Raw genomic sequence first — 13,868 nt, forward strand, 5'->3', positions numbered from 1 at the left:
GCTGGTTCCCGCCTGTGATCCGCCATTCCCCATCACCCGACTTTCCGTGGCCACCGCGCCCGGAGGGCCATTTTCTTGCCGCCATGGACTACCGCCCGATCCAATCCCTGCTGATTGCCAACCGCTCCGAGATCGCGATCCGCGTGATGCGCGCGGCCGCCGAGATGAACGTCCGCACGGTGGCGATCTATTCGAAGGAAGACCGCCTCGCGCTGCATCGCTTCAAGGCCGACGAGAGCTACCTGGTCGGCGAGGGCAAGAAGCCGCTGGCGGCGTATCTCGATATCGACGACATCCTGCGCATTGCGCGCCAGGCCGGGGTCGACGCGATCCATCCGGGCTATGGCTTCCTGTCGGAGAACCCGGAGTTCGCACAGGCCGTGATCGATGCCGGCATCCGCTGGATCGGCCCGTTGCCGGAGGTGATGCGCAAGCTCGGCAACAAGGTCGCGGCGCGCAACGCGGCGATCGCCGCGGGCGTGCCGGTGATGCCGGCCACCGATCCATTGCCGCATGACCTGAAGGCGTGCAAGCGCCTCGCCGCCGGCATCGGCTATCCGCTGATGCTGAAGGCGAGCTGGGGCGGTGGCGGGCGCGGCATGCGCGTGCTCGAGAGCGAGCAGGACCTGGAAGGCGCGCTGGCCGCGGCGCGGCGCGAGGCGCTGGCGGCATTCGGCAACGACGAGGTCTACGTCGAGAAGCTGGTGCGCAATGCGCGCCACGTCGAAGTGCAGGTGCTGGGCGACACGCACGGCAACCTGGTGCACCTGTATGAGCGCGACTGCACCGTGCAGCGGCGCAACCAGAAGGTGGTCGAGCGCGCGCCGGCGCCGTACCTGGACGATGCCGGCCGCAGCGCGCTGTGCGAGTCGGCGCTGCGGCTGATGCGCGCGGTCGGCTATACCCATGCCGGCACGGTCGAGTTCCTGATGGATGCCGACTCGGGCCAGTTCTACTTCATCGAAGTCAACCCGCGCATCCAGGTCGAGCACACGGTCACAGAGATGGTGACCGGCATCGATATCGTCAAGGCGCAGATCCGCATCACCGAGGGCGGCCATATCGGCATGACCGAGAACACGCGCGATGCCGACGGCAGGATCGTGGTGCGCGCCGCGGGCGTGCCGGTGCAGCAGGACATCGCCCTCAACGGCCATGCGCTGCAGTGCCGGATCACCACCGAGGATCCGGAGAACGGTTTCCTGCCGGACTACGGCCGCCTGACCGCGTATCGCAGCGCCGCCGGCTTCGGCGTACGGCTCGACGCGGGCACCGCCTATGGCGGCGCGGTGATCACGCCGTACTACGATTCGCTGCTGGTCAAGGTCACCACCTGGGCGCCGACCGCGCCGGAATCGATGCGGCGCATGGACCGCGCGCTGCGCGAGTTCCGCATCCGCGGCGTCGCTTCCAACCTGCAGTTCCTCGAGAACGTCATCAACCATCCCGCGTTCCGTTCGGGCGACGTCACCACGCGCTTTATCGACAAGACTCCGGAACTGCTGGCTTTTGCCAAACGCCAGGACCGCGCCACCAAGCTGCTGCGCTACCTGGGCGAGGTCTGCGTCAACGGGCACCCGGAGCTGAGCGGGCGCGCGCTGCCGTCGCTGCCGCTGCCCGCGCCGGTGCTGCCGGCGATCGACACCAGCGCCGCGCTGCCGACCGGCACGCGCGACCGGCTGCGCGAGCTGGGCGCCGAGAAATTCTCGCGCTGGATGCTGGAACAGAAGCGGGTGCTGCTGACCGACACCACCATGCGCGACGCGCACCAGTCGCTGTTCGCCACGCGCATGCGCACTGCCGACATGCTGCCGATCGCGCCATTCTATGCGCGCGAGCTGTCGCAGCTGTTCTCGCTGGAGTGCTGGGGCGGCGCCACCTTCGACGTGGCGCTGCGCTTCCTCAAGGAAGACCCGTGGCAGCGCCTGGAGCAGTTGCGCGAGCGCGTGCCCAACGTGCTGTTCCAGATGCTGCTGCGCGGCTCCAATGCGGTCGGCTACACCAACTATGCCGACAACGTGGTGCGCTTCTTCGTGCGCCAGGCGGCCAGCGCCGGCGTGGACGTGTTCCGCGTGTTCGATTCGCTCAACTGGGTGCGCAATATGCGCGTGGCGATCGATGCGGTCGGCGAGAGCGGCGCGCTGTGCGAGGGTGCGATCTGCTATACCGGCGACCTGTTCGACCCGAAGCGCTCCAAGTACGACCTGAAGTACTACGTCGGCATCGCGCGCGAGCTGCAGCAGGCCGGCGTGCATGTGCTGGGCATCAAGGACATGGCCGGCATCTGCCGGCCGCAGGCGGCCGCGGCGCTGGTCAGGGCGCTCAAGGAAGAGACCGGGCTGCCGGTGCACTTCCACACGCACGACACCAGCGGCATCTCGGCCGCGTCGGCGCTGGCCGCGATCGAGGCCGGCTGCGACGCGGTCGACGGCGCGCTCGACGCGATGAGCGGTCTGACCTCGCAGCCCAACCTGTCGAGCATCGCCGCGGCGCTGGCCGGCAGCGAGCGCGACCCGGGCCTGGACCTGGAGCGCCTGCACGAGGCGTCGATGTACTGGGAAGGGGTGCGCCGCTACTACGCGCCGTTCGAATCCGAGATCCGCGCCGGCACCGCCGACGTCTATCGCCACGAGATGCCGGGCGGGCAGTACACCAACCTGCGCGAGCAGGCGCGCTCGCTCGGCATCGAGCACCGCTGGACCGAGGTCTCGCGCGCCTACGCCGAGGTCAACCAGCTGTTCGGCGATATCGTCAAGGTCACGCCGACCTCCAAGGTGGTTGGCGACCTCGCGCTGATGATGGTGGCCAACGACTTGAGCGCGGCCGACGTGTGCGATCCGGGCAAGGAGATCGCCTTCCCGGAATCGGTGGTGTCGCTGTTCCGCGGCGAGCTGGGCTTCCCGCCCGACGGCTTCCCGCCGGCGCTGTCGCGCAAGGTGCTGCGCGGCGAGCCGCCGGCGCCGTACCGGCCCGGCGACCAGATCGCGCCGGTCGACCTCGACGCGGCCCGCGCCGCGGGCGCGGCGGCGTGCGAGCAGCCGCTCGACGACCGCCAGCTGGCCTCGTACCTGATGTATCCCAAGCAGGCGGCCGAGTACCACGCGCATGTGCGCCAGTACAGCGATACCTCGGTGGTGCCGACGCCGGCCTACCTGTACGGCCTGCAGCCGCAGGAAGAGGTGGCGATCGACATCGAGCCCGGCAAGACCCTGCTGGTGTCGCTGCAGGGCACCCATCCCGATGCCGACGAAGGCAAGGTCAAGGTCCAGTTCGAGCTGAACGGGCAGTCGCGCACCACGCTGGTCGAACAGCGCAGTACCGCGCAGGCCGCGACCGCGCGCCAGGGCCGGGCGGTGGCCGAGCCGGACAACCCGCTGCATGTCGCCGCGCCGATGCCGGGCTCGATCGTGACGGTGGCGGTGCAGCCCGGCCAGCGCGTGGCCGCGGGCACCACGCTGCTGGCGCTGGAGGCGATGAAGATGGAGACCCATATCGCCGCGGACCGGGACTGCGAGATCGCCGCGGTGCATGTGAAAGCGGGCGATCGGGTGGCGGCGAAGGATTTGCTGGTGGAGCTGAAGGACTGACAGCCGGCGGCGCGGCCCGCGAATGAAAGCCCCGGAAGACCACGGTTCTTCCGGGGTTTTTTCCTTTTGGTTGACGAAGCATCAGTCGGCCATGCCTCGCCTTCGCGGCGCGTCCCGCAACATTGTTCCGGCTTTGGAACACAGTGTTTGCCTGAAACGGGCTTCTGCAATCTCGAAGCGCTGCTATCGTGTCGAGCCGTGATCAAAACAAAGTGGCGGCATGTGTATTTCGCAGGCGCTGCCAGACAGATACGGATGTCAGTGAAGAAAAACACATTGTCAGGGGGGCTGCCGCGCGCGGCCTTGGTGTCGATTACGGCTGGCCTGCTGGCGCTGCCGTCCGCCGCCGGCGCCGCGGCATTCTCGATGCAGGCGGGCTATGGGCGCGACAACCGGCACGGCGTGGAGAAATACGAAGTATCGGCGCGCTGGGACGAGATCGTGCAGTGGCAGCTGTCGAGCCGGCTGGCGCTGGCGCTGGACGGCGAGGTCAATGTTGCCAACTGGCGCGCGCTGTCGTCGCGCCCGTCGAGCCAGTTGATGGAGTTCGGCGTGTCGCCGATCTTCCGGCTCAGCTATGCGGGTGAGTACGCCACGCCGTTCGTCGAGGCCTCGGTGGGCCTGCGCGTGCTGAGCCACACCGAGATCGCCGGCGGCCATCGCATGGGCTCGGCCTTCCAGTTCTCGGACATGATCGGCGTGGGCGTCGCCTTCGGCAAGGCGCAGCGGCTGACCATCGGCTACCGCTTCCAGCACCTGTCCAACGCCGGGATCAAGGATCCGAATCCCGGCACCAACTTCAGCATGGGATACGTGCGCTACCGCTTCTGACCGCTGGCGGCATCGTTCCAGCCACAGGACGCTGCATCGCAATCCCGCCGCCTACCGCGCAGCGGCCGCGGCACCTATCATCGCTTCATGGATCATTGCCGGCCCCGCATGGCCAGCATACTCGGAGATCGACATGAAGCGCATTCTGGGTGTCTACAGCGCACCGCGTCCGCACTGGGTCGGGGATGGTTTCCCGGTGCGTTCGATGTTCTCGTACACCAGCCACGGCAAACAGCTGAGCCCGTTCCTGCTTTTGGACTACGCCGGCCCGGCCGATTTCACGCCGACGCAGCGTCCGCGCGGCGTCGGCCAGCATCCGCACCGCGGTTTCGAGACTGTCACCATCGTCTACAAGGGCGAGGTCGCGCACCGCGACTCGACCGGGCAGGGCGGGGTCATCGGTCCGGGCGACGTGCAATGGATGACGGCGGGCGCCGGCATCCTGCATGAAGAGTTCCACTCGCCCGCGTTTACGCAAAGCGGCGGCGCGCTGGAGATGGTGCAGCTGTGGGTCAACCTGCCGGCGCGCGACAAGATGGCCGCGCCGGGCTACCAGGCCATCGTCGACCGCGATATCCCGGCGGTGCCGATGCCCGACGGCGCCGGCACGGTACGCGTGATCGCCGGCGAGTACGCGGGCAAGCGCGGCCCGGCCCGCACCTTTACGCCGATGCATGTGTGGGACATGCGCCTGAACCAGGGTGCCGGCACGCGCGTGGCGCTGCCCGAGGGCTGGCATACCGCGCTGGTGGTCCTGCGCGGCAAGGTCACGGTCAACGCCGAGGCCACCGTGCGCGATGCCGAGATGGTGGTGCTGGATGGCGCCGGCGATGCGGTCAGCATCGAGGCCGGCACCGATGCGGTGGTGCTGCTGCTCAGCGGCGAGCCGATCGACGAGCCCATCGTCGGCCACGGCCCGTTCGTGATGAACACCGAGGCGGAGATTGCCGAGGCGTTCCGCGACTTCAGCAGCGGCCGCTTCGGCAGCATGGCGGCGGGCCGGCAGTAGGCTACCGGCGTAAGCAGGCTGCGGCAGGTGGCGGGCGCAACGCCCGCTACCGTCGCGCCGCCTCAGGCGAGCGTGAAAGTCGGCACCGGCGCGCCGCCGTCGCTGGGCGAGAACTTGACCTGCACCTTCTGGCCGATCCGCACCGTGTCGAGATCGCAGTCGACGATATGGGTCATCATGGTCACGCCTTCTTCCAGCTTCACGTAGGCGATGCAGAACGGGTTGGGGCCGGCACGGCGCGTCACGCTGTAGGTGTAGATGGTGCCACGGCCGCTGGCCTGCTTCCACGAGGTGGTGCCCATGCAGAACGGGCACAGCACGCGCGGATACCAGTGCGGCTTGCCGCAGTCGTCGCAGACCTTGACCAGCAGCTTGCCCTCGCGCGCGGCCTGCCAGAACGGCAGGTTGTCGGGCTGTTCGTCGGGCGCCTTGTAGACGGCGGGGATGTGTGGGGTCGTCATGTCAGTGCTCCCGCGCTTTATTCACGTTCAAGGATCAGGGTGGCGCTGCCGTGGCGCGAGCCCAGGTAGCCGCCGGTGCCCTGCGCCAGCGCGAGGTCGCAATTGGCGACCTGCACCGCGGGGTGGGCCTCGCCGCGCAGCTGGCGCACGGCTTCGATGACCTTGGTGATGCCGCCGCGGTTGGCCGGGTGGTTGTTGCACAGGCCGCCGCCATCGGTATTGAACGGCAGCTTGCCGACGCCCGAGATCAGGTTGCCGTCGGCGACGAACCTGCCGCCTTCGCCTTTCTTGCAGAAGCCCAAGTCTTCCAGCTGCATCAGCACGGTGATGGTGAAGCTGTCGTAGATCGACGCGTACTTGATATCGGCCGGGGTCACGCCCGCTTCGGCAAACGCCGTCGCACCTGAAAAGCGCGCGCCGGACCAGCTCAGGTCGACTTCGCCGCCGAGCTGGCCCTTGATGTATTCGCCGGCGCCGCGGATCTTCACCTTGGGCCGCCGCAGCGTGGCCGCGATCTCCGGACGCGCCACCACCAGCGCGCCGCCGCCGTCCGAGACCACGCAGCAGTCCAGCTTGTGCAGCGGGTCCGAGATCATCGGCGAGTTCAGCACGTCTTCGACCGTGACTACCTCGCGCAGCATGGCGTGCGGGTTGTGCTGGGCGTGGTGCGACGCCGCCACCTTGACCCAGGCCAGCTGCTCGGCGGTGGTGCCGTACTCGTGCATATGGCGCATCGCCGCCATCGCGTACAGGTTGACCGTGACCGGGCTGAACGGGCTTTCGAACGGCAGGTCGGGCAGGTTGGCGCCCCAGTTGCGCGCCTGCGTGCCGGTGGAGCCTTCCGAGCGCGGCCGGCCCGCCAGCGTGATCAGCGCGACGTTGCACTTGCCGGCGGCGATCGCCTGCGCGGCGTGCGAGACATGGACCAGGTAGGCCGAACCGCCGGTATCGGTGGAATCGACGTGGCGTACCTTCAGGCCGAGGTAGTCGACCATGTTGACCGCACCCAGCCCGGGCGCGTCGCCGGCGCAGAAATAGCCGTCGACGTCGGCCAGCGTCAGGCCGGCATCCTGCAGCGCGCCCTTGGCGCTCTCGGCGTGCAGCTGTGCCACGGTCTTGTCGGGTGCCTTGCGGGTCGGGTGCTCGTAGGCCCCGACGATGTAGGCCTTACCGTTGATGCTCATCTGTTCTCCTTCGGTGCGTCAGTGGTGCCAGCGTGGGGGCGGGGCAGGGCGGGGCGATGCTGGCACGGCGATCCCGAGAGTATTGCGTAGCTTGCCCGCTGCGTTGTATTCGGAAGTGCCGAAGGGTGTATTCGGTCCGGGCAGGGAGCCCTGCATCGGAGCCGGGCGCAAAGCACTTGCAGCGCGAACGATTGCAGCGACCGCTACAATCTGCGCTGGATATTCCTGAATCTGGACGAAAAGGATCGATGACCTACATCGTTGAAGCGGTGGACGAGGCCCTGGGCCTGCTGATGCTGGTGGCCGAGCACCCATCGCTGGGCGTGACCGAGCTGGCACGGCGCGCCGGACTGACCAAGGCGCGCGCGTTCCGGCTGCTGACCACGCTCGAGCACCGCGGCCTGATCGCGCGCGAGTCGCCGGCGGCGGTCTACAAGCTCAGCTACAACGCGCTGCTGGTGGGCAATGCCGCGCGCGAACAGTTCGACCTGGTCAAGCTGGTGGGCCCGCGGCTGGCAGCGATCGGCGCGGCCTGCGGCGAGAACGTGATCGTGCGCGTGCGCGACGGGCTCGAGTCGGTCTGCGTGGCGCGGCACGAGTCGACGCAGTCGGTGCGGGTGCATACCGAGATCGGCAACCGCCGGCCGCTGCATGTGGGGGCCTCCGGCAAGCTGCTGCTGGCCTTCGCCGCACCCGAGGTGCTGGAGGCAGTGCTGGCGCAACAGCTGGAACGCTTCACCGCCAAGACCATCATCGAGCCGCAGGCGCTGCGCGAGGAACTGGCGGCGATCCGTGCCGCCGGCTATGCGGTCTCGGTGGGCGAGCGCGATGCCGACGCAGTCTCCGCCGCCGCGCCGCTGCGCGACCACAGCGGCGCGGCGGTGGCGTCGCTGAGCATCGCCAGCCCGGCCAGCCGCACCACGCAGCAGACGCTGGACCAGCATGTGGCGATGGTGGTGGCGGAGGCCGCCAGCCTGTCGCGGGCACTCGGCTACACGGGCGGCTGAGCCCGATACCGCGCGGCCACGTCCCGCGCACTTCCCGTCCCAAACGGCGCTTCGGCGCCGTTTTTTTTGCCTGAAGGGCGTCTCGGGGGTAAACCCTGCTTATCGGGACCGGCCTCGATGTCTTATCCTTCGATACACGGTATCACTGAATGAAACAATGTATCGGGAGGCGAACCACCCCACCATGCCCAGACCCATCGTCAACCTGGCGTCGCGCCTTGCGGCCGCCGTCCTGGCCAGCGCGACGCTGCTTGCCGGCGCGAACACCGCCGACGCAGCCGACCTGCGCATCGGCTACAAGGCCGAGATCAGCGCCGCCGATCCCCATGTGCTCGACGCCGCCGGGCGCAACCTGTGGGGCCATGTCTACGAGACCCTGGTCGGCCTGGACAACGCGTTGCGCCCGATGCCGCTGCTGGCCACCGGCTGGCACCAGCTGGACGATCGCACCTGGGAGTTCCAGCTGCGTGCCGGCGTGCGCTTCAGCAATGGCGAGCCGTTTACCGCCGAGGATGCGCGCTACTCGATCGAGCGCGCGCTGAAGCTGCCGGGCGCGCGCACCTTCCGCACCTACCTGAAGTCGGTCGCTGCGGTCGAGGTCACCGGGCCGCTGACGCTGCGCGTGCGCACGCGCTCGCCCAACCCGGTGCTGCCGCAGAACGTGGGCATGGTGGCGATGCTGCCGCGCTCGCTGGGCGCGGGCGTGCGCGAGGCCGATTTCGCCCATGGCAGCGCCGCCATCGGCACCGGCCCCTACCGGCTGGTGGCGTGGGAGCATGGCCAGCAGCTGACGCTGTCGCGCAATCCGGGTTACTGGGGCGGGCCGCAGCCGTGGCAGCGGGTGGTGTTCCAGTTCATCCCGAAGGAGCCGGCGCGGGCCTCGGCGCTGCTGTCGGGGCTGGTGGACGTGATCGACGCTTCGTCGGCCAGCATTGCCGAGGCCTTTGCGCGTACCAACGGCCGCATCCGCGTGGTCTCCGCGACCTCGTACATGCTGAACTACCTGCAGCTGGACCAGGCCCGCGCGGTCTCGCCCTATGTGCAGGGCCACGCGGGCCAGCCGCTGGGGGTCAACCCGTTGCGCGACGTGCGCGTGCGGCAGGCGATCAGCCTGGCGATCGACCGCGACCTGATCGCGGCGCGCGTGACCAAGGGCGATTCCGTGCCAGCCGGGCAGATGGTGCCGCAGGGCTTCTTCGGCTTCGCCCCGGCGGTGCCGGCGCCGCGCGCCGATGTGGAGCGGGCACGCTGGCTGCTGGCGCAGGCCGGCTATCCGCAAGGCTTCCGCCTGACGCTGCATTGCCCCAACGACCGCTACCTGAACGATGCCAAGACCTGCGAGGCGGTCGGCCAGATGCTGACCCGCGCCGGCATCCGCACCGAGGTGCGCACGCTGCCGTATTCGGTCTATATCACCCGCGCCACCTCGGGCGGCGCCGGCGGCAAGCCGGAGTTCAGCGCCTTCCTGCTCGGCATCGGCGCGGTCAGCGGCGATTCGCTGGAGCCGCTGGTGGCGGTGGCGCATGCGCAGGACAAGGCCGCCGGCCTGGGCGCCAACAACCGCAGCGGCTATGCCAACGCGGCCGTCGACGCGCTGATCGGGCAGGCCATGCGCACCATGGCGCCGGCCGCGCGCGAGCGGGCGCAGCAAGGCGCGGCGGAGCGGCTGGCGGCCGACGCCGGCATCGTCCCGCTGCATCACCTGCGCGCCGCCTGGGCCTATCGCGACGGGCTTGCGGTGCAGCCGCGCAGCGACGGCTTCACCTACGCCGGCAACATCCGCCCGGCGCAACCGGCCGCGCCGCAACGCTGACCGCGTCCACCCGTATCCGCATCCCACCGGCTTCCTACCATGCTTGAAACCCTAATCAAACGGCTGCTGCAGAGCATCGCGGTGCTCTGGATCATGTCGGTGCTGACGTTCTGCGCGGTCAACCTGATCGGCGACCCAGTGCACCTGCTGGTCAGCCCGACCGCCACCGAGCAGGAGATCACCGAGGCGCGCCATGCGCTCGGCCTGGACCTGCCCGCGCCGCAGCAGTACCTGCGCTTCCTCGCGGGCGCGCTGCACGGCGACCTCGGCGACTCCTTCGTCTACAACCGGCCCGCGATCGAGCTGATCGTCAGCCGCGTGCCGGCGACGCTGGAACTGGCGGTGACGGCGCTGCTGCTGTCGCTCGGCATCGGCATCCCGATGGGCGTCTATGCAGGCCTGAAGCCGCACAGCCGGCTGGCGCGCATGCTGATGGCGGCCTCGCTCGGCGGCGTGATCATGCCCACTTTCTGGATCGGCATGATCGGCATCCTGGTGTTTTCGGTGAACCTGGGCTGGCTGCCGTCGGGCGGGCGCGGGCCGGCCAGCACGGTGCTGGGCGTGCCGCTGTCGGTGACCAGCTGGGAGGGCATCCGCTTCCTGCTGCTGCCGGCGCTGACGCTGTCGCTGTTCAAGATCTCGCTGGTGGCGCGGCTGACCGAGGCCGGCACGCGCGAGGTGGCGGGGCAGGAGTACATCAAGTTTGCCCGCGCCAAGGGCGTGGGCGGCGCGCGGCTGGTGCTGCGCCACGTGGTGCCCAATGTGCTGATCCCGATCGTGACCGTGGTCGGGCTGGAATTCGGCCACCTGATCGCGTTCTCGGTGGTGACCGAGTCGGTGTTCTCGTGGCCCGGCATGGGCAAGCTGATCATCGATTCCGTGCTGGCGCTGGACCGCCCGGTGGTGGTGGCCTACCTGCTGGTCACGCTGCTGCTGTTCGTGGTGCTGAACCTGGTGGTCGACCTGCTGTACGTGGTGCTCGACCCGCGCCTGCGGCACAAGGCGGCCTAGCCCCTGCCGCCTCCATTCCCCGCTATCGAAGATTGAATACCGAAGACCGAGACCGAACCGATGTCCCTGCCTCTATCCGAAAACGATGAAGCCGTGCCCGCGCTCCCCACGCTCGTGCCGGCGCCGGCGCCGGCCGCCGCGCCGCCGGCACGGCCTTCGCTGCTGCGGCGCTTCTGCGCCAACCGCGTCTCCGCCGCCGCGCTGGCATTGCTGCTGGTGCTGCTGCTGGTGGCCGTGCTGGCCCATGCGCTCAGCCCGCAGAACCCCTATGACCTCGCCACGGTGTCGGTGATCGATTCCGAGCTGCCGCCGGGCAGCACGGGCTATGAAGGCCAGGCGCACTACTGGCTCGGCACCGACGGCGCGGGGCGCGACCTGCTCAGCGCCATCTTCTACGGCATCCGCATCAGCGTGGGCGTGGGCGTGATCAGCGCGGTGGTGGCGCTGATGGTGGGCAGCGCGGTGGGGCTGGCCGCGGCGTACTTCGGCGGCGTGGTCGATGCCGCCATCATGCGCGTGGTCGACCTGCAGCTGAGCCTGCCGGCGGTGCTGGTGGCGCTGATCCTGCTGGCGGTGTTGGGGCAGGGCGTCGACAAGACCCTGCTGGCGCTGGTGATCGTGCAATGGGCCTACTTTGCCCGCACCGTGCGCGGTGCGGCGCAGGTGGAGCGGCGCAAGGAGTATGTCGAGGCCGCGCTGGGCCAGGGGCTGCCGGCGCTGCGCGTGATGTTCCGCCATATCCTGCCCAACTGCATGGCGCCGCTGGTGGTGACCGGCACGCTGCAGATCGCGCATGCGATCACGCTCGAGGCCACCATGAGCTTCCTCGGCATCGGCCTGCCGCGCACGCAGCCGTCTCTGGGCATGCTGATCGCCAACGGCTTCGAATACATGCTGTCGAACAAGTACTGGATCAGCGTGTTCCCGGGCGTGGCGCTGGTGCTGCTGATCGGCTCGATCAACCTGGTGGGCGACCGCCTGCGCCGCGTGCTCAACCCGCGGCTGGAAGCGTAAGGAGCCCGGCATGGCACTACTGGAAGTTTCCGGACTGAGCACCAGCTTCGCGTTCGCGCACGGCGCGGTGAAGGCGGTCGACGGCGTGTCGTTCACGCTGGAGCCGGGCGAGATACTGGGGATCGTGGGCGAGTCCGGCTCGGGCAAGTCGGTGACGGCGTTCTCGCTGATGAACCTGCTGGACCCGCCCGGGCGCGTCACCGGCGGTTCGGTGCGCTTCAAGGGGCAGGAGCTGCTGGCGTGTTCGCCGCGCCAGTGGCAGGCGCTGCGCGGCGACCGTATCGCGATGGTGTTCCAGGACCCGATGATGTCGTTGAACCCCGTGATGCGCGTAGGCGACCAGCTCGCCGAGACCGTGCTGGTTCATCACCGCCGCACCCGCGCGCAGGCGCATGCGCAGGCGGTCGATGCGCTGGCGCGGGTCGGCATCCCGGCGCCGCGGGAGCGCATGCGTGCCTATCCGCACGAGCTGTCCGGCGGCATGCGCCAGCGCGTGGCGATCGCCAACGCGCTGATCAACCGGCCCGACCTGATCATCGCCGACGAGCCCACCACCGCGCTCGACGTCACCATCCAGGCGCAGATTCTCTACGAGATGAAGCAACTGGTGCGCGAGACCGGCGCCGCCGCGATCTGGATCAGCCACGACCTTGCCGTGGTCAAGGACCTGGTCGACCGCGTCTGCGTGATGTATGCGGGCCGGGTGGTGGAGCAGGGTCCCGTCGCCGAACTGATCAGCCGGCCGCTGCATCCGTACACGCGCGGCCTGCTCGATTCGCTGCCGACGCCGGCGATGCGCGGCGCCACCCTGCGCGCGATTCCCGGCGCGGCGCCGGCACTGGCCGCGCTGCCGCCCGGCTGCGCCTTCGCGCCGCGCTGCCCGCGCGCGCGTCCCGCGTGCGCCCAGGTCCCTGTCGAAACCACTGTGCGCGGCCGCACGCTGCGCTGCTTTTATCCCCTGGAGGCGGCATGACGGTCATGCTCGAAGCGCACAACCTGCAGAAACGCTTTCTGCTCAAGCCCGGCCTGCTCGCGCGCATGGCCGGCAAGCCAGTGCAGGCGGTGCACGCCGTCAACGATGTCTCGCTGCAGGTGCGCCAGGGCGAGGTGCTGGGCGTGGTGGGCGAATCCGGCTGCGGCAAGTCCACGCTGGGGCGCATGCTGGCCGGCCTGCTGCCGCAGACGGGCGGCGATATCGCATGGGAAGGCCAGCGCGCCGACATCGCTTCGGCCGCCTATCACCGCGCGGTGCAGATGGTGTTCCAGAATCCCTATGCGTCGCTGAACCCGCGCCTGCGCATCGGCCAGGCCATTACCGAAGGCGCGGTCTACCACGGCCTGGTCAAGCGTTCGCGCGCCGCCGCGGCCGCCGGCGAACTGCTGCAGCAGGTGGGGCTCGATCGCGGCTATGCCGAGCGCTATCCGCACGAGTTCTCCGGTGGCCAGCGCCAGCGCGTGGCGATCGCGCGCGCGCTGGCGCTGCGCCCGCGCCTGCTGATCTGCGACGAGGCCGTATCCGCGCTCGACGTCTCGGTGCAGGCGCAGATCATCAACCTGTTCATGCAGCTGCGGCGCGAGCACGCGCTGACCTATGTCTTCATCAGCCACAACCTGGCGGTGGTGGAGCATATGTCGGACCGCGTGGTGATCATGTACCTGGGCCGCATTGTCGAAAGCGGCCCCGCGCGCGAGGTGTTCGCCGCACCCAACCATCCCTATACCCGCGCGTTGCTGGCCGACGCGCCGCGCCTGGGCGCAAGTCCGCCCGCGCACCAGCCCATCCGCGGCGAACTGCCCAGCCCGCTGGCGCCGCCCGGTGGCTGTGCCTTCCATCCGCGCTGCCCGCACGCGAGCGCGCGCTGCAAGACACAAGTGCCGCTGCTGCGCGATATCGGCGGACGCCTGTCCGCCTGCCATTTGAATGACTAGATAGCCGCCGCCCGGCGCGGCC

The 13,868-nt window shown here is 69.3% G+C and carries 11 protein-coding genes; 9 read left to right on the top strand and 2 right to left on the bottom strand.

Annotation, left to right across the window (positions count from 1 at the left end; all coding sequences use genetic code 11):
- The first annotated feature begins 83 nt into the window (after positions 1–83).
- From C7416_RS15290 to C7416_RS15300, 3 genes are all read left to right on the top strand, one after another.
- Positions 84–3,587, top strand: a complete 3,504-nt coding sequence (locus C7416_RS15290) for a pyruvate carboxylase (protein ID WP_111519699.1) — start codon at positions 84–86, stop codon at positions 3,585–3,587.
- A gap of 255 nt (positions 3,588–3,842) precedes the next feature.
- Positions 3,843–4,418 carry an acyloxyacyl hydrolase gene (locus C7416_RS15295; RefSeq protein WP_111519700.1) on the top strand — a complete coding sequence of 192 codons (576 nt, stop codon included), beginning with the start codon at positions 3,843–3,845 and terminating at the stop codon, positions 4,416–4,418.
- Between the two features lie 133 nt (positions 4,419–4,551).
- Positions 4,552–5,427 carry a pirin family protein gene (locus tag C7416_RS15300; protein WP_111519701.1) on the top strand — a complete coding sequence of 292 codons (876 nt, stop codon included), beginning with the start codon at positions 4,552–4,554 and terminating at the stop codon, positions 5,425–5,427.
- Positions 5,428–5,489: 62 nt separating this feature from the next.
- On the opposite strand, the gene C7416_RS15305 is transcribed toward C7416_RS15300, so the two are convergent.
- Together C7416_RS15305 and C7416_RS15310 are read right to left on the bottom strand one after the other, a co-directional pair.
- Complete coding sequence (locus C7416_RS15305; protein WP_111519702.1) at positions 5,490–5,888, bottom strand: Zn-ribbon domain-containing OB-fold protein; 399 nt, start codon at positions 5,886–5,888, stop codon at positions 5,490–5,492.
- Positions 5,889–5,905: 17 nt separating this feature from the next.
- A complete protein-coding gene (locus C7416_RS15310) occupies positions 5,906–7,072 on the bottom strand; it encodes a thiolase domain-containing protein (protein ID WP_111519703.1) in 1,167 nt (388 codons plus the stop codon).
- A gap of 248 nt (positions 7,073–7,320) precedes the next feature.
- Here C7416_RS15310 and C7416_RS15315 point away from each other — a divergent pair, with 248 nt between their 5' ends.
- The 6 genes from C7416_RS15315 to C7416_RS15340 all read left to right on the top strand — a co-directional run bounded on the left by C7416_RS15315 (position 7,321) and on the right by C7416_RS15340 (position 13,846).
- On the top strand, positions 7,321–8,079 hold the full coding sequence (locus tag C7416_RS15315; RefSeq protein ID WP_111519704.1) for an IclR family transcriptional regulator: 759 nt from the start codon (positions 7,321–7,323) through the stop codon (positions 8,077–8,079).
- Positions 8,080–8,263: 184 nt separating this feature from the next.
- Positions 8,264–9,892, top strand: a complete 1,629-nt coding sequence (locus tag C7416_RS15320) for an ABC transporter substrate-binding protein (RefSeq protein ID WP_111519705.1) — start codon at positions 8,264–8,266, stop codon at positions 9,890–9,892.
- A gap of 39 nt (positions 9,893–9,931) precedes the next feature.
- Positions 9,932–10,903, top strand: coding sequence for an ABC transporter permease (locus C7416_RS15325; RefSeq protein ID WP_111519706.1), 972 nt, complete (start codon positions 9,932–9,934; stop codon positions 10,901–10,903).
- Positions 10,904–10,963: 60 nt separating this feature from the next.
- On the top strand, positions 10,964–11,917 hold the full coding sequence (locus C7416_RS15330; RefSeq protein ID WP_111519707.1) for an ABC transporter permease: 954 nt from the start codon (positions 10,964–10,966) through the stop codon (positions 11,915–11,917).
- A 10-nt stretch (positions 11,918–11,927) separates the two neighbouring features.
- Positions 11,928–12,890 (top strand): ABC transporter ATP-binding protein, encoded by a 963-nt coding sequence (locus C7416_RS15335; protein ID WP_111519708.1) that lies wholly within the window; start codon positions 11,928–11,930, stop codon positions 12,888–12,890.
- Entirely contained in the window at positions 12,887–13,846 is a 960-nt protein-coding gene (locus C7416_RS15340; RefSeq protein WP_111519709.1) for an ABC transporter ATP-binding protein, read from the top strand. Before C7416_RS15335 ends, C7416_RS15340 begins: the two co-directional genes overlap by 4 nt.
- Positions 13,847–13,868 lie beyond the last annotated feature (22 nt).

It is taken from the genome of Cupriavidus phytorum (assembly GCF_003254285.1).
GTDB classification, from domain to species: domain Bacteria; phylum Pseudomonadota; class Gammaproteobacteria; order Burkholderiales; family Burkholderiaceae; genus Cupriavidus; species Cupriavidus phytorum.

Bases quoted from the DNA above. Each gene is read 5' to 3' on its own strand.
- C7416_RS15290 (WP_111519699.1), top strand. From the start codon at position 84: ATGGACTACCGCCCGATCCAATCCCTGCTGATTGCCAACCGCTCCGAG.
- C7416_RS15295 (WP_111519700.1), top strand. From the start codon at position 3,843: ATGTCAGTGAAGAAAAACACATTGTCAGGGGGGCTGCCGCGCGCGGCC.
- C7416_RS15300 (WP_111519701.1), top strand. From the start codon at position 4,552: ATGAAGCGCATTCTGGGTGTCTACAGCGCACCGCGTCCGCACTGGGTC.
- C7416_RS15305 (WP_111519702.1), bottom strand. From the start codon at position 5,888: ATGACGACCCCACACATCCCCGCCGTCTACAAGGCGCCCGACGAACAG.
- C7416_RS15310 (WP_111519703.1), bottom strand. From the start codon at position 7,072: ATGAGCATCAACGGTAAGGCCTACATCGTCGGGGCCTACGAGCACCCG.
- C7416_RS15315 (WP_111519704.1), top strand. From the start codon at position 7,321: ATGACCTACATCGTTGAAGCGGTGGACGAGGCCCTGGGCCTGCTGATG.
- C7416_RS15320 (WP_111519705.1), top strand. From the start codon at position 8,264: ATGCCCAGACCCATCGTCAACCTGGCGTCGCGCCTTGCGGCCGCCGTC.
- C7416_RS15325 (WP_111519706.1), top strand. From the start codon at position 9,932: ATGCTTGAAACCCTAATCAAACGGCTGCTGCAGAGCATCGCGGTGCTC.
- C7416_RS15330 (WP_111519707.1), top strand. From the start codon at position 10,964: ATGTCCCTGCCTCTATCCGAAAACGATGAAGCCGTGCCCGCGCTCCCC.
- C7416_RS15335 (WP_111519708.1), top strand. From the start codon at position 11,928: ATGGCACTACTGGAAGTTTCCGGACTGAGCACCAGCTTCGCGTTCGCG.
- C7416_RS15340 (WP_111519709.1), top strand. From the start codon at position 12,887: ATGACGGTCATGCTCGAAGCGCACAACCTGCAGAAACGCTTTCTGCTC.